This window comes from Colwellia sp. TT2012 (assembly GCF_001440345.1).
GTDB lineage: Bacteria > Pseudomonadota > Gammaproteobacteria > Enterobacterales > Alteromonadaceae > Colwellia.
Genome location: NZ_LJYX01000006.1, coordinates 545,677 through 568,766 on the forward strand (window position 1 = coordinate 545,677; position 23,090 = coordinate 568,766).

A 23,090-nucleotide genomic window follows, 5' to 3' on the forward strand; every position below is an offset into this window, starting at 1 on the left:
CTTGAGTAAATTACTAGGGTATTCATTTGACTAATATGTAGGGTTAAGTAGAATTGCGCAGCATTTACTAAACAAAGCATTTTTTTTATACTTTGGTGGTCAAATAGCTTTGACTTAATCGTCCTACTAAATTGATATATTGAGTACACTAACATAGTGTTTGAGAGCAGATTATGAAACTTACTTCTAAAGGTCGTTACGCAGTTACTGCCATGTTAGACGTTACTATTCATGCCGTATCTGGACCTGTATCTTTGGCGGATATTTCTGAGCGCCAAGGTATATCTTTGTCTTATTTAGAGCAACTGTTTTCTCGTTTACGCAAGCAAGGGCTAGTGACCAGTGTTCGTGGTCCTGGAGGCGGTTATCGCTTGAGCAGGAACTCAGCTGAAATAGCGGTTGCTGATGTTATTTGTGCGGTAAATGAAAGTGTTGATGCCACTAAATGTTCAGGAAAAGGCAATTGCCAGGATGGTCAACAATGTTTAACTCATTCTCTTTGGGAAGGGTTAAGCCAACGAATTGAAGAATTTTTGCAAAACATCAGCTTATCAGAATTAGTGGCAAAGCCTGATGTGATAGCCGTTTCTAAACGACAAGATAAACTATATATAAATGCTAATAAAAGCATAGCGTTAGAGACATTGATAACCACTAAAAATGTAATGAACGACTGGTAATAACCAGTCGCGTCGTATTAAAGATTTACCATCGGAGAGAGTTAGCGCATGAAGCTTCCTATATATTTTGATTACTCAGCTACTACACCTGTAGATAAGCGTGTAGCAGAAAAAATGATGCAATACATGACCACAGACGGTCATTTTGGTAACCCCGCGTCCCGTTCTCATAAATTTGGCTGGCTAGCCGAAGAGGCGGTTGATATCGCTCGTAATCAAGTTGCTGAATTAATTAATGCCGACCCACGTGAAATTGTATTCACCTCGGGCGCCACAGAATCAAATAACCTAGCCATTAAAGGCGCTGCTAATTTTTATCACAAACGTGGTAAACACATTATTACCAGTAAAACCGAACATAAAGCGGTATTAGATACTTGTCGCGAATTAGAGCGTCAAGGGTTTGAAGTAACGTACCTTGACCCGGAAGAAAATGGTTTAATTGATTTAAAAAAATTAAATGATGCCATGCGTGATGACACTGTTTTAGTGAGCATAATGCATGTAAATAATGAAATTGGTGTTATTCAAGACATCAATGAAATTGGTGAAATGTGTCGTGCTCGCAAAATTATTTTCCATGTTGATGCCGCACAAAGTGTCGGTAAAATTAACATTGATATGCAAGCGTTGAAAGTTGACTTGTTGTCTATTTCAGCACATAAAATGTACGGACCTAAAGGCATTGGCGCTTTATATGTGTCACGTAAACCGCGTGTTCGTCTTGAAGCACAAACTCACGGTGGTGGTCATGAACGTGGCATGCGCTCTGGTACCTTAGCAACGCATCAAATCGTTGGTCTGGGTGAAGCCTGTCGTTTGGCTAAAGCAGAAATGGCACAAGATCTTATCCATGTAACGGCAATGCGCGACCGTCTTTGGGCTGGTGTCAACTCAATGGAACAAGTTTTTGTTAACGGTGATTTTGACAAACGTTATCCTGGTAATTTAAACGTCAGTTTTAACTATGTTGAAGGTGAGTCGTTAATTATGGCACTGAAAGACCTTGCGGTTTCGTCAGGTAGTGCTTGTACATCAGCGAGCTTAGAACCGTCTTATGTACTACGCGCATTAGGGCTGAATGATGAAATGGCGCATAGCTCAATTCGTTTTAGCTTTGGTCGTTTTACTACAGCAGAAGAAATTGACTACGCTATTAAATTAATTAAAGGCGCTATTGGTCATTTACGTGATATGTCACCGCTTTGGGAAATGTTCAAAGACGGTATCGATTTAGATTCAATTGAATGGGCTGCTCACTAAGCTAAACTGAGTTAAATAAAATAACGTTTAGTAAAATAGTTCAGCACTTTAGATAACATTTAGTGTCAAATAAGGTGTATTAAGTAATTATCTCGAAATTATCTAATGACAATTTGGCACAAGTTAGGAGAGTAACATGGCTTACAGCGAAAAAGTAATTGATCACTATGAGAACCCACGTAATGTTGGTTCAATGGACAAAAACGATCCAACAGTAGCTACGGGTATGGTTGGCGCACCTGCGTGTGGTGACGTTATGAGGTTACAACTTAAGATTTCTGCTGATGGTATCATTGAAGATGCTAAATTCAAAACCTACGGTTGTGGTTCAGCGATTGCCTCAAGCTCATTGGTTACTGAATGGGTAAAGGGCAAGTCAATTGAAGAAGCGGGTAAAATTAAAAATACCGATATTGCTGAAGAGTTAGCTTTACCACCGGTAAAAATTCATTGCTCTATTTTGGCTGAAGATGCCATTAAAGCAGCGATTGAAGATTATAAAAGTAAACAAGGTAAATAACGGAGAAAACAATGTCTGTTACCATGACACCTGCAGCAGCTGAACGTATTCAATCGTTTATACAAAATCGTGGCAAAGGGCTTGGGCTTCGCTTAGGTATTAAAACTACCGGCTGTTCAGGTCTAGCTTATGTACTTGAGTTTGTCGATGATTTAAATGAAGATGATCAGCTGTTCTCTATTGATGATGTCAACATTATTATAGATGCGAAAAGCTTGGTTTATCTTGATGGCATTGAACTCGACTTTGTTAAAGAAGGCTTAAACGAAGGCTTTAAATTCACTAACCCCAACGCCAAAGGTGAGTGTGGTTGTGGTGAAAGCTTTAACGTATAATTGCTTAATTCTTTTGTCACTTGATTCAACTACGGTGTTGAAAGTACTCATTGACTAGCGTCAACTCCGTGCTTTCGCCTTGTATTTGAATCAAGTAGCTGCGAATTAAAGCATTGTCATGTGAAGTTTTTATAAGATAAATCTCTCTAGGTATAAGCAGTGAATTACTTTCAATTATTCGGCATTGAAGCCTCTTTCGATGTCGATTTACAAAATCTATCATCAAATTATCAAGCCTTACAAAAGGCTGCACACCCTGACAAGTTTGCCCACGCATCAGAGCAAGATCAACGCATTGCCGTACAAAAGTCTGCGCAAATTAATGACGCATATCAAACCCTAAAACAACCATTACCACGTGCTGAATATATATTAGTGCAACGCGGTGTTGATATGCCAAACGAGCAACACTCTTTTAGCGATACAGGTTTTTTATTGCATCAAATGGAATTGCGAGAAATGCTTGAAGACGTTAAGCTGGCAAGTGATGCGGATGCCGCCTTACTTGAAGTTCAACAAGTCTTATCGAGTGAATACTTACAGCTTACTCAACTGATGAGAGCACAGATAAGTGAAAATAACTCAGCATCTAATAATGCAGCATGCGATAATTTACGCAAATTAAAGTTTTATCAAAAGCTAAATATTGAAGTGGACCGCCTTGAAGATGCCTTGTTTGATGACTAGCAGAGCAAGCCGGCAGCAATAATTGAAAATCCAAGCACCTTAGTATTTACCATTTACCATTAACCTAAACTCAGATCATTGAATTAACATCATGGCTTTATTACAAATTGCAGAACCCGGTCAAAGTACCGTTCCTCATGAACACAGATTAGCTGCAGGCATCGATCTTGGTACCACAAACTCCTTGATAGCAAGTGTACAAAGCGGAAACGCTGGTATTTTAAGTGATGAGCAAGGCCGTGATTTATTGCCGTCAATAGTCAGCTATCAAGCAGACAATATTTTAGTAGGTCAGGCAGCACAAGCACTTAGCATTGAGGATGCAGAGAATACTATTACTTCTGCTAAGCGTTTAATTGGGCGCTCACTGCCTGATATTAAAAGTAAATATCCATCTTTACCCTATGAGTTTTGTGGTGATGAAAATCATCCTGAAATTATGACCAGGCAAGGTGCTATTAACCCAGTACAAGTATCAGCAGAAATATTAAAAACCCTAAAGCTACGCGCACAAGCGGCTTTAGGCGGCGAGTTAACCGGCGTTGTTATCACAGTGCCAGCTCACTTTGATGATGCTCAAAGGCAAAGTACTAAAGATGCGGCAAAATTAGCCGGTCTTAGCGTCTTACGGTTATTAAATGAACCCACTGCCGCTGCGGTAGCTTATGGGTTAGATTCAGGACAAGAAGGCATTATTGCTGTCTATGACCTAGGTGGTGGAACTTTTGATATTTCTGTTTTGCGCTTAAATAAAGGTGTCTTTGAAGTATTAGCTACGGGTGGTGATTCCGCACTTGGTGGTGATGACTTTGATGTAGCTGTTGTTGACTACCTTGTTAAACAAGCGGATTTAACCAGACCTTTATCGCCATCATTAGAGCGTCAATTGATGCAGCAAGCTTGTTTTGCCAAAGAGCAGTTAACTGATAATGAACAAGTTGAGATCAGTCTTTCTCTTGATAGCGGTAGTGATTGGACGGTAAGTTTCACAAAAGCACAATTGAATGAACTTATTGGCACATTAGTGAAGAAAACATTACGTGCTTGTCGTCGTACCCTTAAAGACGCTGGTATAGCGGTTGATGAAATCGTTGAAATTATTATGGTAGGTGGTTCAACACGTGTACCCTTGGTGCGCAGTGAAGTTGAAACGTACTTTAATAAAACGCCATTAACTACTATTGACCCCGATAAGGTGGTTGCTATTGGAGCGGCTATTCAAGCAGATATTTTAGCGGGAAATAAGCCTGATAGTGATATGTTATTGCTTGATGTTATACCCTTATCCCTTGGGCTTGAAACCATGGGCGGCTTAGTAGAAAAGGTGATCCCACGTAATACCACAATACCGGTGGCAAAGGCGCAAGAATTTACCACTTTTAAAGATGGTCAAACAGCAATGGCTGTCCATGTATTACAAGGCGAGCGTGAGTTAGTTGATGATTGTCGTTCACTAGCCCGTTTTGAGTTACGTGGCATTCCTCCTATGACTGCTGGAGCAGCCCATATAAGAGTGACATTTAATGTTGATGCGGATGGTTTACTTTCGGTAACTGCGATGGAAAAGTCCACCGGGGTAGAAGCAAGTATTGAAGTTAAACCTTCATTTGGTCTAGATGACAATCAAATTAGTCAGATGATTAAAGATTCAATGAATAATGCTGCCGAAGATATGCAAGCGCGTATGCTTAAAGAGCAACAAGTTGATGCTGCACGTGTTATTGAGTCAGTGCAAGCAGCTTTACTTGCCGATAGTAAATTGCTCAATAGTGATGAAGTTGCTGTTATTGAAAGTGCCATTAAGTCCCTAGTTCAAGTAAGTCAAGGTAGTGATAATAAAGCGATAGAAACAGCCCTTAATAAGTTGAACGATAGTACCGTATTATTTGCTGAACGACGTATGGATAGTTCAATTAGCCAAGCATTATCTGGTCAATCTGTCGATAAACTGTAGATAAACTGTAGGCGAGAATTTATTCTCGCTTTAAATTGAATAAGATAATAGCGCGAACAAGTTCACGCCGACAAAGAGAATAGATAAAATGCCAAAAATTATATTTTTACCTCATGAAGAACTATGTCCAGATGGCGCAGTTGTTGAAGCCGAAAAAGGCGAAAGCGTACTTAACGTTGCGTTAAGAAATAATATTGGAATAGAGCATGCGTGTGAAAAAGTATGTGCCTGTACTACTTGTCACGTTATTATTCGAGAAGGTTTTGACTCTATCGAAGAAGGTGATGAACTTGAAGAAGATTTGCTTGATAAAGCCTGGGGTTTAGAGCCTGAATCTCGTCTTAGTTGCCAATCAATTGTTGGTGATGAAGATTTAGTGGTTGATATCCCTAAATACACAATCAATATGGTTTCTGAAGCTCACTAATTTATTTTTACCTAGGTAACCTGAACTCTGGATAAGCAGCACTTGCTCAATATTCCCCTTTATCTGATTATCAGCGTTAAAACGTCGATAAATAACACGTTATTCATAAACGTTTTGCCTTGATAATCGAATAAATTGAAACATTGATAACATATACCCGTGACCATTCAAGGTGCATGTTTCAGAGTGCTTGAGCAATTTCAATTCAAGGCGCTGTGATGAAATAATGGTTGTTCAGGAGAATATGCTCCTGCATTCTCTAATAAGCTTCATCCATGTCGCGTCATTATGAGTTACAGTAACGATGAAGTGATGTTGCTCAAACGCTTCTTCGATGGGTTTAAAATGACTTTATACCGCGTTAAATAATTAAACCATAGAATGACTATGCTTCCATTATTTCCCTTGCCTAAAGTCATTTTAATTCCCACTGAAATCGAGCACTTTGAATGGTAACGGGTATATATCGCGACTGGTTTTGTAAATTTTATTCTTAATAATGGCAAGTTGTTGTTTTTACTTAACCATCAAGCACTCATTATCCAGAGTTCAGGTTATGTAAATTGAAAAGGCCATTGACATGAATATGTCAATGGCCTTTTTGTTATTTTTTGGCTGATTGTATCGTTAGCTCAACCAAGGTTTTATCATGGCTTATAAGCCATTATGATATTGCACGTTGGTCGACTCAGGTACTAAGCTATTAAGCTTGTTTTGGGCGTTTAACGACGAATTTGATAACGAGTTTGCTTGTCTGTCAAGTTGTCCAGCCTGCTCGATATTACTATTATTAAGTAACAGTTCAAATTGTGCAATGAGTACCGCTTTATTAGGTGACTCTTTATCACCAGCGCCAATATTGGTTAAATCAATCATAAAACCATCAAATAACTGCGCTAAGTCTTGGATTATTTCTGTGTTTAAGAATTGATCGTTATTATAAATACTTGGGTAGCCAGCTTTTTGCTTATCAATAGCAAAGGAAACGCCTTTGAGGTTGGTGATACTAGTCGATTTATCGCATGAAAGCATACAGCCATTATCAATCCTAGGCTTCTCGCAACCAACACTTTGCTGGAAGAAACACTGCCTACTGACCATTAATAAAATGGGGTGGTAAACGCTGTACAACATTTTAAAGTTTTCCGGACGGGCGATAGTCTTCATCTGTTGGCGGTTAATTTCGTTGGAAATAAAAGCGCCACTACAGTTAAAGTTTTCTTTCATCGCCAATAACGCATAAGAATTGGTGGTATTTAAAAACGGTCCAGCAATCCAGTCAATGCCTAATTCAAAGGCTCTATTGGCAATACCAGTGTTATTGGTGACAATCAATTTAGGTTTAACTTGCTGTAAAATATTTACCGCGACATCATAATCTTTACCAATTAATACCGAGGGAAACCAAGGAATAAGACGTGGGTTCTCTTGGAAAAAACTGACATATTTAGTACAGCCCCGCTTATAAGCATCGGGCAGTTTAAAATAAATATCGGCATCAGTTATGTCGCCAAGCTTGATGTCGCTCTCATCAGATATTAATAGTGATAATTTGACCGCCTGGTCTTGTTTTGCATGACGTACTAGTTTTGGTAGCTCTACTTCTGCTAATAACGGGATATCGTTATTGAGTAAGGCCGCTATGTTATTTTTAAGTGCGGTAAGCTCTCTAAAAGGAATAGTGACACCTTGAGGTACAGCGTCAGTACTTAACTGAGTTAAGTTAAACTCAGCGTTATTGAAGCTTTTAAAGCGCTTTTCAATGGCACTATGATCAATGCAGTTTTTTTCACTGGCTATAAGTAGGCGTTCAGAGTGCATAACATGGGTTTGCTCTGCTATAGCGTGCTCGGAAACTCCTGTACTTGCCGCTTCTTTTATTTTGATGGTAACGGTTAAAGGTTTACCAACTTGACCAGAGAATACTAAAGATAAGACACGTTTTTCAATACTTAGGTGTTTTATTTTGTCAAAGACACTGGCGTGAATTTGTTCTTTTTGATCACTTAGTTTTTGTTCAACATCTTGTATTTCTACTACAGAGATAGCGTTACTTTTATCTATAGCGTAATATTTTGAATTATCACGCGGGTTTTCAATAAACATCGATTGGTTTAAATCGCCGCGTAAAAAAGCATTAGAGAAATCGCGATTAAACACCTTATAAAGTCGTTCGCCGTCTTCAAGTAGTTCACCGGTGGCAACAAAGCCATCTATTTGCTTACGGAAACTATCGATAACGGTATGTACATAGCTAGCGCCTTTAATACGACCTTCAACTTTAAAGGAGTGCACGCCAGCATCGATTAGTGCCGGTAAATCGAAAAATGCAGAATTATCTTTAATGTTTAGTGGGAATTTATTACCTGTTTCGGTGGGTTTATATTCTTCACGACAAGCTTGGCTACAACGCCCTCTATTACCAGAATTACCGACACTGGCTGAAGTGGAATAACATAAACCTGAAAAGGCGATACATAATGAGCCGTGAACAAATACCTCGGTAAGCAAATCTAACTCCGTTGATACGGCAGTAATTTCGGTGATTTCTTTTAAGTTTAATTCACGAGATAAATTAACCCGTGAGGCACCCAATTTTTTTAAAAATGGAATTTGACCAATGTTATGGGTTGTTAATTGGGTCGAAGCATGGATGTCTAAGGTCGGGAAGTGCTTTTTAAGAATATACAGCATGCCTAAGTCTTGGACAATAACGCCATCGAGCGTGGTGTTAGCCAGTTTACTTAATAACTTAGCCAGGGTTTTAAATTCGCGCTCTAGAATAATGATATTAAGCGTTAAGAATATTTGGCATTCATACTGGTGTGCGAGTCGAATAATACGGACGAGTTCATCAAAAGAAATATTAGTAGCACGGTTTCTGGCATTAAAAGTATCTAAACCACAGTACACCGCATCTGCGCCAGCAATAATTGCCGCTTTTATCGCATCTACATCACCACCGGGGGCTAACAATTCAATTTTAGGACTCATTTATACAACTTTAGCCAATTAAACGGCGGTTAAATTTCAAAGGGGGGATTTTACTCGTATAATGAGCCGATGAATACCGTTAAAATAGCTCTTTAAAGTAATTGTTTATTGCAGCGCTGGAATATTTACAGTAATGAATAAAAGTACCAATGTAATTGTTAATAAAAACAGTAATATAATAGGGCTACCCATATTATATTCTTTAAGAAACTGCCCTTATGCCATGCGCGCGAGACTGGCAATTTTTAAAGCTAAACAGACAGTTTTGTTAAGAGACTTGGTATTAAGTAATAAACCCGCTGAAATGATAGCGGTATCGCCTAAAGGGACAGTACCGGTATTAGTCTTAACAAATGGTACGGTAATCGAAGAAAGTTTAGCTATCATGTTATGGGCTTTACGTGCAACGGATCCGGCTGATCTATTACAAAGGCAGCAAGGCAGTCAGCCACAGAGTAGGCAAGATAGCGCCTTAGCTGAAATACTCTTACTCATTAATGAATTTGATACTGGCTTTAAAACTTGTTTAGAAGCCTATAAATGCGCTAAACGCTATAAAGAAGATAATATTGGCCAGTGCCGCGAAGCTTGCCAGTTATACCTAGAAAAATTAGAGCTACGCTTATCTAAGCACTGTTATTTAATAGCTGATAAAGAAAGTCTCGCTGATATTGCTTTAATTCCATTTATTCGACAATTTGCCCGCATAGAGCGTCAGTGGTATTTGCAATCACCCTACCCAAGGGTAAGGCAATGGCTAAACAGTTATTTGCAGAGCCCTGTTTTTACCAAGGTTATGGCAAAGTATCCACTGTGGCTAGAGAACCAGCAAGATGTTTTATTTGGCGGTAACTAATCCGGTACTTAAGCCGGTACTGATTCGTTTAATAATTCACTAACAATGAGCTTTAGTAAAAAGGTCTCACGTTCTATCGAAAGACCTTTTTTCTTACTTGTTGCCATGGTTGCTTCGTTGTGAGCAATGGCTTGATGAATGTTCATCCATACTGGCTGCATGCCATTATTTAGCTCATGGGTTTCAAATTTTGGCTCAAGTAGTTCCTCATCAATTGTGCAGGTATAGCAGTAAGATTGCATATGAACAAAATCAAAGCCTGCTTTATGCCATGGCCTGAATTCTTCGTAGAGGCCAAATTCTACAATGTTTCTGACATTATGCGCGCCAGTTTCTTCTTTAAGCTCGCGCACTAGTCCGTCAATATGACTTTCTCCCGTATCTATGCCACCACCGGGTAGGCTATAGTCGTGATAACGCTTGGTATAAAGTAGCAATATACTCTCACCATTAAGCACTATGGCTCTGGTCGCTTTACGAATAAAATGCTTCTTATCAGAGGAATTAACCGTAAGCGGATTAATATTCGGGTGAATTGTTGATTTAAGTAAGCGCATAGTAAGTGATATTATAAAATTATTGTGTATTATACCAATTTCATTAAATTATTGCTCACTTGTGCTGGTTAAAATACCTCATGTCAGCGTTGCTCTCAATCCCAATAGCCAGCTATTGCTCAATCGAGCGCCTTGCCCTGAAGTGTTTTTCCTATGCACAACAAGATCACTCACTTAATGAAACTGGTATTAGATGGGGCTCATTTGAACTTAATCAATGACAAGAATTAATGGCAATGATATTTTCTATTGTTCTCAATGTGACAAACGATTAAAATAACCATTAGAGGTTTTAACTAGTTGTACTAATCTTTAATTGCAACCCGACTGGCTAATAAGCCTACTTTTGTTTTTGGTGTTATAGCTTTATTTTTATGGTTTTGAGCGTTGTCTATGCAAATGAATGATCCTTGTTTTACTCGTTTTAAGTCCTCTATTGATTGTTATAGTTTACCTGAACGTTTTACTTTCCCCTTTTATTATCAACCACACCCTTTGTGTTTATTAGCGGCACAAGAACTGCAAGTTAGCCTAGAGCAGAAACAGTCATTACAGCATGATTTTAGCCAAAGTGGCAAAATGTTTGGCGTTCTTTTAGTGGTAAATGCTCAAGGGGAGCTAGGCTATCTGTCCGGATTTTCAGGACAATTGGCCGATAATAATGATCTTAGTCATTTTGTGCCGCCGGTCGATGATTCAACCAAAGCTGAGTTCTTTAAAAAAGAGCAAAAGTTGATTAATGATCTTAACGCGCAGCTTAGCTTGTTAGAAGACAATCCTGAAATTGCGGTAAAGCAGCAAGCTCTAACCAAATTATCCTCTTTAGCTAATAATGATATTAGCCAATTACAAAGTGAACATTCGACTCAAAGACAAGCAAGAAAAGCACAACGTACCCTAGCTATGACCTCGCTCTCAGATGATGAATTTACCCGGTTAAAAGAGCAACTAGCAAAAGAAAGTGTTGCTGATAAAAATGCATTAAAGTATTTGAAATACTCTTGGCAAGAAAAGCTAACAACAGCCCAATATGCTCTAGATACCTTACTTAAGGTGATTTGGGCGATTAAAGAGAGAAGATCATTATTATCAAAGGCGTTACAACAGAAATTATTTGAGCAATACCGCTTTTTAAATATTAAGCAAGAAAAGAAAAACTTAACTGATTTATTTATTGATACGGCTTTTCACCATAGATATGGTGTTCCGCCAGCCGGTGCCGGGGATTGTGCAGCCCCTAAACTGTTGCAATACGCCTTTAAAGTAGGGCTGAAACCGCTTGCTATGGCAGAGTTTTGGTGGGGTAAATCACCTAAATCAGCAGTCAGACAACATAAAAATTTCTATACCGCCTGTATGGGTAAATGCCAACCTATTCTGGCTCACATGCTCAGTGGTATGCCCATGGATGATAATCCTATGCTGAAAGACCTAGCAAAAGAAAAAAGCATCGATATACTCTATCAAGATAATGAGATGGCGGTGATCAATAAACCCAGTGAACTTTTATCTGTACCAGGTAAGAGTATAACTGATTGTGTTTATAGCCGAATGAAGCTGTTTTTTCCTAAAGCAACCGGACCACTTATTGTCCATCGCCTGGATATGTCGACCTCAGGCTTAATGGTTATAGCACTGACTAAATCAGCACATAAAAGCTTGCAGCAGCAGTTTATCAAGCGAACAGTGGAAAAAAGGTATGTTGCTCTGTTGTCTGGTTGCCCTAAACAGATATTAGACAATGAAGAGGGCATTATTCGTCTACCCTTAGCCGGTGACTTTGATGATAGACCGAGACAAATGGTTTGTTTTGAAACCGGCAAAGACGCGGAAACAAAATGGCAGAGGGTTGCTTTTGAACAGCAAGGTAATCAAACCCTAGTTAGAGTACATCTATATCCTAAAACGGGTCGAACTCATCAACTAAGAGTGCACTGTGCTCATCACTTAGGCTTTAATACGCCCATTGTTGGTGATGATTTATATGGCTCTACAGCTAACCGCTTACATTTACATGCAGAAGTGTTAAAACTAAAACATCCAACAACAAATGAATTAATGGAATTCACTGTCGCTGCCAATTTTTAAACAGTCAGCAATGAAATAGTTAGCAAAGAGTCGCGTTAAATAATATGTCTACAGGTTATATTAACGGGACTGACTTTTAATAGTACTTAGCTTTACACCATTGCATTTTCGTCCTGAAAAACATCTTCAATGGCTAAGTTAAACAACCTAGCCGCTCTAAATGCCAAGGGTAAACTAGGATCAAACTTGCCCTTTTCAATGGCATTAATCGTTTGTCTCGATACTCCTAACGCGCTAGCAAGTTGAGCTTGTGTCCAGTTCGCTCTGCGCGTAATACCTTTAAGCGGTTTTTCATTGGTATTTCCTATGGCCGGAGACAACGGCTATTAGGTAAGTTATGCCCATCAATATAATCACATGAGATATTTCCGCTTGATAAGTGATTAACTTTATATCTTCTAATGATTCATAGCTTAGGCCGACGACTAAGCCAACCCCTAAAGCTAAGGCCATGGCTTCAAACAGTATTTTTTGTTGCATTTCATCTAGGCCACGAAAATAAGCTCTATTAGCTATTAACATATGCAAACCAACCCCTAGGTTAATTAGCACGGCGATAATGGTTAACACTGTGTTGAATTCCCAAATAAATTTCGGAGCGAAAGAGGCTATAGCCATGGTAATAACCCAGCAGCCCGTCCAATTTCTTAATGTTAGGTTATTGACATTATTTTTTATTTGGTCGCTATTAGGGGATATAAGAACTTATGCTATTTTCATTAAGTGTGTGAGCTCGTTGTACTTAGGGGAAAAAAATTCAGGACCAGGCGCTTGATTAAATAATAGCTGGCTCTTGGGATTGAGAGCAAGCTAGTCTTGGGTATTTTAACTGGCACAAGTGGGCAATAATTTAGTGAATTTAGTATTATTACTGATGAGGTGGAAAAATTGCAATGTGGCGCTATAATTCTTAATCGGGCCTTAATTCAACATCCACGTCTTTAACCAAAGGGATTTAATAAGATGAAAATATTAGTGGTAGATGACATGCCATCAATGCGCCAAGTTATGCTGCATATGCTAATTAGTTTAGGTCATAACGACCCTGATGAAGCAAGCTGCGGCCTGCATGCGCTGAAAATGTTGCGATTAAATGACTATGATTTATTAATTACCGACTTACATATGCCTAATTTAGATGGTGCGCAATTGCTAAGTAAAATAAGGCAGGATAAAAAGCTCTCTAACTTGCCTGTGCTGATGGTCTCTAGCGAAGATGATAAGGCAAAAATAATGGCGATTATTGCTGAGGAAGTCACTGGCTTTATGGTCAAACCTTTTAATTGCAACACCTTGAAAAAACAATTACATTGGATAGAATCCAATAAACAAGTTGCATAATAGCTGATTTATTCAATTAGATAGTTAGCTATCGTCTCAAGGTGATAATAGCTAACTATCACTCACCTGAGCTTGTTTTTCGTGTAAGTCTTGCCTTATTCTAGCTAAGTCAACTTGTAGCCAATGGATTAATTTTTCAGGGGGCATAGGTTTAGCAAAGTAATACCCTTGTATTAAGTCGACTTTCAATTGGTATAGCAGTTGAAAGTCATCAAAGTTTTCTACTCCTTCAGCTACCGTTGTTAAACCTAAATCTTTAGCAAGATTGACTGTGCTTTTTAATATTGCCAATTGCTGGGGTCTAGTGGCAACATTATCGACTAAAATACGATCTAGTTTTAACTCGGTGGCGGGTACTCGCGATAACTGCTGAGCATTGGCAAAGCCAGTACCGTAGTCATCAATTGCCAGTTTAAAACCTTTTAATCTTAATTTCGCTAGCGTTTCTATCGCAGTTGATATTTCGCCACAAATCGCATTTTCCGTTACCTCTAAGACAATATCTTTAGGTTCTATTTGGTGGCGTATAACTTGACTGTATATTTTTTCAGCAAGGTCATTGTCGGCAAGAGATAGTGGCGATAGATTGAAAGCAAGATGGAAATTTATGCCATGATCTCGCCACTGTACTTTTTGCTTGAGCGCGATATCAAATAAATAATGAGTTAATTCAGAAATAATATCAAATTCCTCTGCGGCAGTAATAAACTCCACCGGAGAGACACAACCTAGTTTAGGATGATTCCAACGAGCCAAGGCTTCTACTCCTTTGAGTAATAAGCCTTGGCAAGTCAATTTTGGTTGATAAAATAAAATAATTTGTTGCTCTTTTATGCCGTTAATTATGTCATCAATTACCAGTCGGTGGTATATCTTGTGAGTTTCATTGCTATTAGTATGGGTTGTTAGTCTATTTAAGCTATTTACTAGGTCATTAATTTTCATAGGCTTTTTAAATGTACCTAGGACAATTAAGCCATCAGATTCAGCCATGGTGCCAATACTGGAAATTAGAGAAGGGTCTTTTGAGCTTAAAATGATTACCGACTTTGCCAATTTATCTTTAGCAATTTTACGTGATAATTCCACACCATCCATGACCGGCATTTCTAGGTCTATGAAAACAAGATCAAATTTATCCTCTGATAATTTTTCAATGGCGTCCACACCATTGATGGCACCGACGATATTAGTAACACCTTGCTCTAAACACATATTAATGACATGGTTTCGTTGCACATTACTGTCATCAACAACTAATACATTTAATTTATTCATAGAGTCACTCATAAGGTTAATTTCACTATCAAGCTCATTTTTATTTTTAATGCTTAATTAGCTCCGCTATTTCACTTAAATCAACAATCCTTTGCGCAGCACCTAACTTTATCGCTTCTTTTGGCATACCAAATACTACACTAGAACTCTCATTTTGAGCCATGGTCTTACAACCAACATTTTTCATTTTTAGTAAGCCTTGAGCACCATCCTTACCCATCCCAGTCAGAATAATGCCGGTAGCATTTTGCTTAGCACTGATTGCTAGTGACTTAAACAATACATCAACAGATGGGCAGTGCCTATTTACGGCTGGCCCATCAGAGACAATAGCAATATATTGTGCACCGGATCGCTTGACTTGTAAGTGTTTGCCTCCAGGAGCAATCAGTGCTCTACCAGGGATAATTCTATCGCCAGAGCTTGCTTCTAAAACCTCTAACTCACATAAAGAGTTTAGTCTATCAGCAAATGCTTTGGTAAATTTTTCAGGCATATGCTGAACTATTACTATGCCGGGGCATGTTGCTGGCAGAGCGGTTAGTACTTTTTCAAGTGCTATAGTTCCGCCGGTAGATGAGCCAATAGCGATAACTTTATCTGTGGTAAGGCTCATGGATACTAAGTCATTTTCTGTAGCTGAAGTTGAGTTGTTTAGCACAGCTTCAATAAGGGACTTAGTGGCCTCATTTTTTTGTGCCATTGAAGAGCATTGAGTTTTAGTAGTCACCTTACTAACCAGTGGTTTTTGTAACCTTGCCTTTGCCGCAGCGCGGACAACCGCTGTTATTTGACCAGCGGCTTCTTCTAAAAAGTTCTTTAAACCCATTTGTGGTTTGGTAATAATATCAAAAGCTCCTGCCGCTAATGCATTTAAAGATATCTCAGCTCCTTTTTCCGCGAGTGATGAGCAAATAACTACCGGCGTTGGCCGCTCAGCCATAATTTTTTTTAAAAAAGATATACCATCCATACGCGGCATTTCAATATCGAGCACTATGACATCAGGCCATTTTTTTTGCATTTTTTTGTAAGCAAATATAGGGTCATTAGCCACAGCATAGACCTCAATATCAGTTGAATTATTGAGTATCTGTGAGATAATTTGCCGGACCACTGCCGAGTCATCAACTATCATTACTTGAATGCTCACTAAAGCCTCCTTTTTCGTCTTTATACTTGATAACTGTGATGCCACCTGTGGTTAACTCAAAAGTTATACTACGTCCATGATGACCTAAAGTATCTTGCTGGCAAAATGTTAGTTTGTTTTTCTTTGCCCAGTTTTTAGCAAACATGACATTAACTTCACCAATAGAAGGGTAGGTTATACTAGGGTACATATTACTGCCGCCATAAAGCGCCAATTCATATTCATCTAAGGGATAAAGTGATGACATTCTTTTTAATAAATAATCTAGCGCTTCTTCGCCATAACGATATTTTTTCATTACTTGTGATGATTTGGACTTTTCTGCTTCCTGAACTAATAAGTAGTGACACATGCCAGCAGTTTTACTCTTTGCATGCCAAACTATAACCGCAACACAAGAGCCTAATATTGTTTTTAATTCTTTTGGGGCATTATTTTCTAATGGTTGAGAAAAGTACAGCTCGCCTGGCGGTAAATTAGTGCAGCGATTATCTTGTCTCATCGACTTTATCTCCATAAATCACCTATAATTTATTAATTTTCATTTACGTTAATTTTTGATAAATTTGTGGTTTTATTCATTCAAATGAGTGGTTGAGAAAAGTACAGCTCGCCTGGCGGTAAATTAGTGCAGCGATTATCTTGTCTCATCGACTTTATCTCCATAAATCACCTATAATTTATTAATTTTCATTTACGTTAACTTTTGATAAATTGCCGGTTTTATTAATTCAAATGAATGCTCTAAACCATGTAATGTCTCTGAGTGGCTAATAAATAAGTAGCCACCTTTATTTAGACACTGTTGGAGACCATTAATTATTTTTTGCCGCGTTTTATCATCAAAATAAATCATCACATTGCGAATAAAGATAAGATCAAATTTTCCTAAACCTGACATGTTGTCAAGTAAGTTAAAAGTAAAAAAGTGTAGTCGTTTTCTTAATTCTGGTTTTATTCTTATGTAACCTTCAAATTCGTCAGTGCCTTTAGCACAATAAATTTGCCGATATTTTTTAGGCAGTGATTTAGTTCTATCATTAATATATATGCCTTTTCTGGCATGGGCTAAGACAGACTTGTTGACATCAGAAGCGACCACAGACCAAAGTGTAGGGCAATGTTCATTAAGCAGCATTGCTATACTGTAGGGTTCTTCACCGGTGGAGCTAGCAGCGCTCCATACTTTATACTCTCGGTTAGCGTTTATCCTTGGCAGAATAATATTGGCCATGTAATCAAAATGTTTTTCCTCGCGAAAGAAAAAAGTTTCATTTGTCGTCATCAATTCTAAAGCAACTTCTAATTCATGACTATTATCAGGGTTAGTGATAAATCTAAAGTAAGCAGAGAAGTTATCAACTTGAATATGTTTAACACGTTTTAACAAGCGGTGACCTAGCATCATGCGCTTTCGCTTGGCTAAATGAATACCAAGCTTGTCATAAACTAGTTTTTGAAAAAGGGTATAAACCTCCTCTGAAGGTAGTGTTTCCAATGTACTCATTACGGCTAACCCTTGCATTATCTAACCTTATTCCTTTGAGGCCATATTAAGTTCTCGGTAAAGGTGGATTAATATGACGGATTAAAAATAATATAACTTAATAGCTGACAAACTTATCATCGTCATCATCTCTATTACTGCCTTTTTTGATTAACGTACTCGCAGATCTTTTAGCCTTTGAATTTGAATCCTTATTAATGGTTGATCTACTGTTTGATGATAAAGGTTTTTCTAGTGGAGAGGCCTCTAAGGTGAAAAAATTTACCGAGTCTTGTAATTGTAATGCTTGTACATTCATTTCTTCAGAGGTAGCACTAAGTTCTTCTGAGGCCGCGGCATTATGCTGCATAGTTTGATTTACTTGAGCAATGGCTTCATTTATTTGATGAACCCCAGAGGCTTGTTCTGAAGAAGCGGCAGCAATTTCTTGTACCAATTCTGCTGTTTTATTAATTGAAGGTACCATATCTTTTATCGACTTACCGGCTAGGTCGGCGCGTATTACGCTATCTTTGGCTAACTCGCCAATTTCTTGAGCGGCGATTTGGCTGCGCTCAGCAAGTTTTCTTACTTCTGAGGCAACTACCGCGAAACCTTTACCGTGATCTCCCGCACGACCTGCTTCAATGGCGGCGTTAAGTGCCAACATATTGGTCTGGTAAGCAATATCATCAATGACACTTATTTTTTCGGCAATTTTTTGCATGGCAGCAACGGTTTCTGATACGGCTTCTCCACCAATCATTGCCTCTTTTGCCGCCTGTTGCGCCATTCCATTGGTTATGCCAGCATTCTCATTATTTTGTGAGATAGATGCTGACATTTCTTCCATTGAGGCCGACGTTTCTTCAACACTGGCCGCTTGTACTGAAGCACCTTTAGCAATAGTTTGTGCGGTGGAATTGACTTCTGTTGAAGCGGAAGACAAAGCCTCAGAAGAGGATCTTACATCGTGGATAATGGTGGCTAATTGGTTTTTCATGTTAGTGATGCTATAAAGTAGGGAGGTTTTGTCGTTGTGCTTTAATTCTATTTCGATACTTAAGTCACCATTGGCAACTTGATTACAAACATGTGCCGCGTAGCGAGGGTCACCACCTAACGTTTTAAACAAATCGTTAAAGATGAATACCATTAAACCTAAAATAATAAAGCCTTCAATAAAAGAGAAAGTAATTAAAGCCGATTTGTTTTTAACAAATTCTTCCTCCATGGCCGTAAGATTATTAGCAATTATCTCTTTGAAGTCTCTTTCTGTATTTGCAGCTAATTCAGTCATGCCTTTACTAGCCGGTCTATCAACACCACTGACACTTTTGTCTACTTTTTTTCCTGTTAAGGGATCTCTCCTATCAAAATTATTCAAGGCTTTTAAGTAGGAAATTTCAAGCTGCCCATGTGCCAATTTAACTTCCTTTATGGCACGATAGTCAAGGGATAACTCTTTGGAATTTTTAATCGCATGAGCTAATAATTGTTGTACTTTTCCAGAGCTTTTTTTAAATCGACTGGAATATTTTTCAAACTGATTTTTATCATTGCCTCGAAGTAGGATGTTTTTCCATTCTTGAACTTGAGTTTTAAAAATTACATGCGCATTGGTTAAATCTGTTAATATTTCGACATTTTGTTCAACAAAAACAAATCTTTTTTCGGTTGAATCACGAAATTTTGACAGTTCATTGACAGCCTCCCAGCTTAACAATACTAGTGATAATACTACCAGAAGGCCCAAAAATAGAACTTTGGCTTTTAAGCTTATTTTTTCTAACATGTTGTGTTCCTCTGCTCTCAAAATTATATTTAGTGAATGAGATTATTGCAGCTCAGCTTCAACTAAATGTGCTAATTCCCTAGGTGATAAGGTTTTTTCTGCATCTAAAAGTACAATAAACTCGTCATCTTTTTTTGCTATACCTTGAATAAATTCAGCTCTGATTTTTGCACCAAAAGCGGGAGCATCTTCAATATCACTAGCGGATATGTCGATAACTTCATTGACAGCATCTGCCAATAAACCGAGTACGCAAGGTTGTTCGTTAGTGTGTAATTCAATGACGATGACACACGTTCTTTTATGTATGGTAATAGGTTGGCGACCTAAGCGAATGCTTAAGTCGATTACCGGCACAACCTCGCCACGTAGGTTTATCACCCCAGATATAAATTTCGGCATTAAGGGCACTTGCGTTATACCGGCGTATTCAATAATTTCTCTCGTTTGATGCAAGTCCATACCGAAATGCTCATCTGCAATGGTAAAGGTTAAGAACTGGCTAGATTTATCCACCACTGTATCCTCCGAGTTATCATGTTCGTTCCTGTTAATTGGTATAATTTTCATAAGCTTATTACTCGATATTTATATTTATACTTTTACCTGTCTTGTTGGTAACAATGCTTTTACTGAATATCATTTCTCTTGGCTATGTATACTCTCAAGATAAGAGGCCTTGTTGGCTATTTCATTGGCGATAGCTAATTCAATTAATTGTGGTACATCTAAAATAAAAGCTATTTCACCATTACCGAGTAAGCTAGAGCCCCCTATACCTTTAAGTGCTTTAAAAAGTGGACCTAATGGTTTGACTACGGTTTGAATTTCGCCATTAAGTCGATCAACAGCAATACCGGCAACATCATTGCCAAATTGAACTATAACCAACTCTCTTTTAATTGAGTGCGGCATTTTATTATTGGCTAGTGTCTGTTCATGGCTTGGTGTTAGCTTGAATATTTCGGACATTTTTAGATAAGGGATCATTTCACCACGTAAATTTATGCAATGTCTGCCTTTGATGTCTTGGTGATTAGCCAGATTAATACATTCAATGATGGTCGCCTGCGGAATAATAAAATGTGTACCGCTAGCTTCCACGTGAAAACCATCAATAATAGCGAGAGTTAGGGGCAGTCGAATCTTAAACTCGGAGCCAACACCTGTTTGTGATCTGATATCAATGCTGCCTTGTAATGCTTCTACATTACGTTTTACTACATCCATACCAACCCCCCTGCCTGATAAGTTTGTCACTTCGGTTGCAGTTGAGAATCCAGGATGGAATATAAGTTGAAATAGTTCGTTATCACTCAATTCCGCGTCGGGGTGTATAATACCTTTTTCGATGGCTTTTTCTCGTACACGTACTTTATCAATGCCATTGCCATCATCACTTATAGCAATAATAATGTGTCCACCTTCATGGTAGGCCGCTAGTTTTAGCTGTCCTTTAATGTTTTTTCCCGCAGCTTTTCGCGCTTCTATTGATTCTAAACCATGGTCCATGGCATTTCGAACAATATGAGTGAGTGGGTCGCCCAATTTTTCCACCATTAAGCGATCTAGCTCAGTATCTGCGCCATCAATAATTAGTTCAACGTCCTTACCTAGTGCTTGGGCTGTATCTCTGACAAGACGTTTAAAGCGCTGAAAGGTAGCACCAATAGGTATCATTCTTAAACTTAAGGCAGCATCTCGTATTTGATTAGTGAAATTATCAAAATCATCGACCGCTTCAATTAATGCGGTGTTCTTAGTGTATTTAGAGAGTAAGTCAATACGTTGTTGATTGATGACTAATTCGCCAATAAGGTTAATTAGGTGGTCTAAACGATTTGAGTCAATGCGAATTTGCTTACCTTCAGATTTTTTACTTTTATTTTGTGTTTGCTTTGTTAGTGCAGCACTGACTACTTCTTCTGGCACTTTATGCTGTTCCGTTAATAGCTCACCTAGTTTGTGGGTTTCAGTTTGTTCACCACTGGCTGTACTTTCTTTACTTTGAGATATTAGGGCTTGTTCAAGGGAGTGCTTAGTTAGTGAGCCGCAGTTCACCAAAATATCCCCTAACCTTTGATTTTCTTCTGGCAGTTTATCAATCAAGGCAAGGTAGTCTTCAATCTTAGCGCTGGGAGGTAAAATGGTGATATTTGAGTCATCTTGGACAAACATAAAGGTGTTTTCTATTTCCTCTAAGCTAGCGTCAGACTGTAGCGCTATTTCATAGGCTAAATAGAGAGTCTCAGCATCAAAGTGGGCTGAATCAGGGAAGGCATCGATAATTGTTTCTATATGTTTAATTTCACCTAGGCTAGAGAGGAACTTGATAAAGGACAATGGGTCCATGCCATTTCTAAGGCAATCAGTTGATAGACGTAGAGAAATATGCCACAGCTTATTATTATCTCCCTCATCAGTTGGTTTATTATCATTTTTGCTTGCCGTTACGGTACTTGTTTTTGCTAGGGTTTGGTTACTTTCTTCACTCGCCCAAGGCGCTAATGCGGCAAGTAAATCACCGTCAATTTTTTGTAGGTCCGTTTGTCCATTAAATTCATCTAGTGTGACAGCAACTAAACTTTGCATGTGATCGCGACATTTGAACATAACGTCGATTAAATCTTTGTCTATCTTAATTTTATTGTCTCTAGCACGATCGAGTACATTTTCGACTATATGGGTAAAGCTAACAATATGATCTAGGCCAAAAATACCAGCCGAGCCTTTGATCGTGTGTGCAGAACGAAAAATATCATTAAGCATTTCGTTATCGCACTCACCCTCATCCATTTTTAGCAGCACATTTTCCATTGACTCTAAATGTTCTTGAGCCTCTACATAGAAAGTTTGTAATACGTCATCTAGGCTCATTACTCCACCTCTGCTTTACTGGCAGTCATTACTTTAATGTCTTCAAAGTCAATAAAGTAGCGGTTAAGCTGGAATAAATTACTATAATCAGTGAGCGCTTCACCTAAGCTAGTTATTTGATAATGACTATTTTGTTCATTGATTATTTTCATCAGCATAATGAGTAATTGCACACCAGCGGTATCAATCTCGGTAATATTATCGAGTTTGAGTCGGGTGAGACTTTTTAATTTTATTTGTTTAAAGTGCTGCTGAAATACGTCCATAGCACAATAAATTGTCAGCTCACCGCTAATGACAATTTCAGTACTGTCGTTGTTTGCTTGAGTTATTGTTATTTCAGCCATATTCTCTCAACCATTATCCTTTGCTTCTTGCGCCATTTTTTTTCGGTTCAGCAGCCGTACACTTTAGCTAAACTCTTAAGTAAGCATAGTCACTGCTTGCAACATTTGTTCTGGTTTGAAGGGTTTTACCATCCAAGCTTTAGCACCTATAGCCTTACCTTGCTTTTTCATATCATCAGATGCTTCAGTGGTAAGCATAATGATGGGAGTAAACTTATAAGCGGGCATTTGCTTAATCGCTTTAACCATATCAATGCCGCCCATATTTGGCATGTTGACATCGGAGATGATTAAGTGAATTTTTTTACCATCAAGTTTACTTAGGCCGTCTTTACCATCAACTGCTTCTAAAACTTCATAGCCCGCGCTTTTTAGCGTCATAGCGACTACTTGTCTGATACTTGCTGAATCATCAACTATTAAAATTGTTTTACTCATTACTCTGTTACCAT

Annotated in this window: 21 protein-coding genes and 2 pseudogenes; 10 read left to right on the forward strand and 13 right to left on the reverse strand. The window is 38.4% G+C overall.

All coding sequences use genetic code 11. The features are described from left to right. Positions 1 to 173 precede the first annotated feature (173 nt). From iscR to fdx, 7 genes are all read left to right on the forward strand, one after another. A complete protein-coding gene (gene iscR, locus ASU03_RS04130; RefSeq protein WP_057830596.1) occupies positions 174 to 680 on the forward strand; it encodes a Fe-S cluster assembly transcriptional regulator IscR in 507 nt (168 codons plus the stop codon). A 48-nt stretch (positions 681 to 728) separates the two neighbouring features. Continuing rightward, positions 729 to 1,943: an IscS subfamily cysteine desulfurase gene (locus tag ASU03_RS04135; protein ID WP_057830597.1), complete on the forward strand. Its 1,215-nt coding sequence runs from the start codon at positions 729 to 731 to the stop codon at positions 1,941 to 1,943. Between the two features lie 136 nt (positions 1,944 to 2,079). Continuing rightward, on the forward strand, positions 2,080 to 2,463 hold the full coding sequence (iscU, locus tag ASU03_RS04140) for a Fe-S cluster assembly scaffold IscU (RefSeq protein WP_057830598.1): 384 nt from the start codon (positions 2,080 to 2,082) through the stop codon (positions 2,461 to 2,463). A gap of 11 nt (positions 2,464 to 2,474) precedes the next feature. Next, positions 2,475 to 2,798 carry an iron-sulfur cluster assembly protein IscA gene (gene iscA / locus ASU03_RS04145; RefSeq protein ID WP_057830599.1) on the forward strand — a complete coding sequence of 108 codons (324 nt, stop codon included), beginning with the start codon at positions 2,475 to 2,477 and terminating at the stop codon, positions 2,796 to 2,798. 159 nt (positions 2,799 to 2,957) lie between these two features. Beyond that, positions 2,958 to 3,485: a co-chaperone HscB gene (hscB, locus tag ASU03_RS04150; protein WP_057830600.1), complete on the forward strand. Its 528-nt coding sequence runs from the start codon at positions 2,958 to 2,960 to the stop codon at positions 3,483 to 3,485. A 91-nt stretch (positions 3,486 to 3,576) separates the two neighbouring features. Further along, positions 3,577 to 5,439 (forward strand): Fe-S protein assembly chaperone HscA, encoded by a 1,863-nt coding sequence (gene hscA / locus ASU03_RS04155; RefSeq protein ID WP_057830601.1) that lies wholly within the window; start codon positions 3,577 to 3,579, stop codon positions 5,437 to 5,439. An 88-nt stretch (positions 5,440 to 5,527) separates the two neighbouring features. Next, a complete protein-coding gene (fdx, locus tag ASU03_RS04160) occupies positions 5,528 to 5,866 on the forward strand; it encodes an ISC system 2Fe-2S type ferredoxin (RefSeq protein ID WP_057830602.1) in 339 nt (112 codons plus the stop codon). A 654-nt stretch (positions 5,867 to 6,520) separates the two neighbouring features. Here the strand turns inward: fdx and ASU03_RS04165 are convergent. Next, positions 6,521 to 8,860: a peptidase U32 family protein gene (locus tag ASU03_RS04165; RefSeq protein WP_057830603.1), complete on the reverse strand. Its 2,340-nt coding sequence runs from the start codon at positions 8,858 to 8,860 to the stop codon at positions 6,521 to 6,523. Between the two features lie 133 nt (positions 8,861 to 8,993). Between ASU03_RS04165 and ASU03_RS04170 the strand changes: the two genes are divergently transcribed. Continuing rightward, entirely contained in the window at positions 8,994 to 9,716 is a 723-nt protein-coding gene (locus ASU03_RS04170; protein WP_057830604.1) for a glutathione S-transferase, read from the forward strand. Positions 9,717 to 9,724: 8 nt separating this feature from the next. Here the strand turns inward: ASU03_RS04170 and ASU03_RS04175 are convergent, their stop codons facing one another. Then, on the reverse strand, positions 9,725 to 10,273 hold the full coding sequence (locus ASU03_RS04175; protein ID WP_057830605.1) for an NUDIX domain-containing protein: 549 nt from the start codon (positions 10,271 to 10,273) through the stop codon (positions 9,725 to 9,727). A 393-nt stretch (positions 10,274 to 10,666) separates the two neighbouring features. Between ASU03_RS04175 and ASU03_RS04180 the strand changes: the two genes are divergently transcribed. Continuing rightward, entirely contained in the window at positions 10,667 to 12,361 is a 1,695-nt protein-coding gene (locus ASU03_RS04180) for a pseudouridine synthase (protein WP_057830606.1), read from the forward strand. Between the two features lie 92 nt (positions 12,362 to 12,453). Here ASU03_RS04180 and ASU03_RS04185 read toward each other — a convergent pair. Together ASU03_RS04185 and ASU03_RS04190 are read right to left on the reverse strand one after the other, a co-directional pair. Then, positions 12,454 to 12,656, reverse strand: a pseudogene (locus tag ASU03_RS04185) (helix-turn-helix transcriptional regulator). Then, entirely contained in the window at positions 12,653 to 12,979 is a 327-nt protein-coding gene (locus ASU03_RS04190; RefSeq protein WP_231731482.1) for a hypothetical protein, read from the reverse strand. The pseudogene ASU03_RS04185 and the gene ASU03_RS04190 overlap by 4 nt, the downstream one beginning before the upstream one ends. 345 nt (positions 12,980 to 13,324) lie before the next feature. Between ASU03_RS04190 and ASU03_RS04195 the strand changes: the two genes are divergently transcribed. After that, complete coding sequence (locus ASU03_RS04195) at positions 13,325 to 13,702, forward strand: response regulator (protein ID WP_057830608.1); 378 nt, start codon at positions 13,325 to 13,327, stop codon at positions 13,700 to 13,702. 51 nt (positions 13,703 to 13,753) lie between these two features. On the opposite strand, the gene ASU03_RS04200 is transcribed toward ASU03_RS04195, so the two are convergent. The 9 genes and pseudogenes from ASU03_RS04200 to ASU03_RS04240 form a co-directional block, all read right to left on the reverse strand. Then, positions 13,754 to 14,980 carry an EAL domain-containing response regulator gene (locus ASU03_RS04200; RefSeq protein ID WP_197411190.1) on the reverse strand — a complete coding sequence of 409 codons (1,227 nt, stop codon included), beginning with the start codon at positions 14,978 to 14,980 and terminating at the stop codon, positions 13,754 to 13,756. 46 nt (positions 14,981 to 15,026) lie between these two features. Beyond that, positions 15,027 to 16,133: a protein-glutamate methylesterase/protein-glutamine glutaminase gene (locus ASU03_RS04205; protein ID WP_331456654.1), complete on the reverse strand. Its 1,107-nt coding sequence runs from the start codon at positions 16,131 to 16,133 to the stop codon at positions 15,027 to 15,029. Further along, positions 16,108 to 16,635, reverse strand: a complete 528-nt coding sequence (locus ASU03_RS04210; protein ID WP_057830611.1) for a chemotaxis protein CheD — start codon at positions 16,633 to 16,635, stop codon at positions 16,108 to 16,110. Before ASU03_RS04210 ends, ASU03_RS04205 begins: the two co-directional genes overlap by 26 nt. Before the next feature lie 192 nt (positions 16,636 to 16,827). Then, entirely contained in the window at positions 16,828 to 17,640 is an 813-nt protein-coding gene (locus tag ASU03_RS04215) for a CheR family methyltransferase (RefSeq protein ID WP_197411191.1), read from the reverse strand. Positions 17,641 to 17,737: 97 nt separating this feature from the next. Further along, positions 17,738 to 18,355 (reverse strand): annotated as a pseudogene (locus ASU03_RS22040) (methyl-accepting chemotaxis protein); the annotation flags it as partial. A gap of 1,101 nt (positions 18,356 to 19,456) precedes the next feature. Then, entirely contained in the window at positions 19,457 to 19,930 is a 474-nt protein-coding gene (locus tag ASU03_RS04225) for a chemotaxis protein CheW (RefSeq protein WP_197411192.1), read from the reverse strand. Between the two features lie 123 nt (positions 19,931 to 20,053). Further along, on the reverse strand, positions 20,054 to 22,291 hold the full coding sequence (locus tag ASU03_RS04230; RefSeq protein WP_057830614.1) for a chemotaxis protein CheA: 2,238 nt from the start codon (positions 22,289 to 22,291) through the stop codon (positions 20,054 to 20,056). Further along, positions 22,291 to 22,638: an STAS domain-containing protein gene (locus ASU03_RS04235; protein WP_057830615.1), complete on the reverse strand. Its 348-nt coding sequence runs from the start codon at positions 22,636 to 22,638 to the stop codon at positions 22,291 to 22,293. The genes ASU03_RS04230 and ASU03_RS04235 overlap by 1 nt, the downstream gene beginning before the upstream one ends. Positions 22,639 to 22,713: 75 nt before the next feature. Beyond that, positions 22,714 to 23,076, reverse strand: coding sequence for a response regulator (locus ASU03_RS04240; RefSeq protein ID WP_057830616.1), 363 nt, complete (start codon positions 23,074 to 23,076; stop codon positions 22,714 to 22,716). Positions 23,077 to 23,090 lie beyond the last annotated feature (14 nt).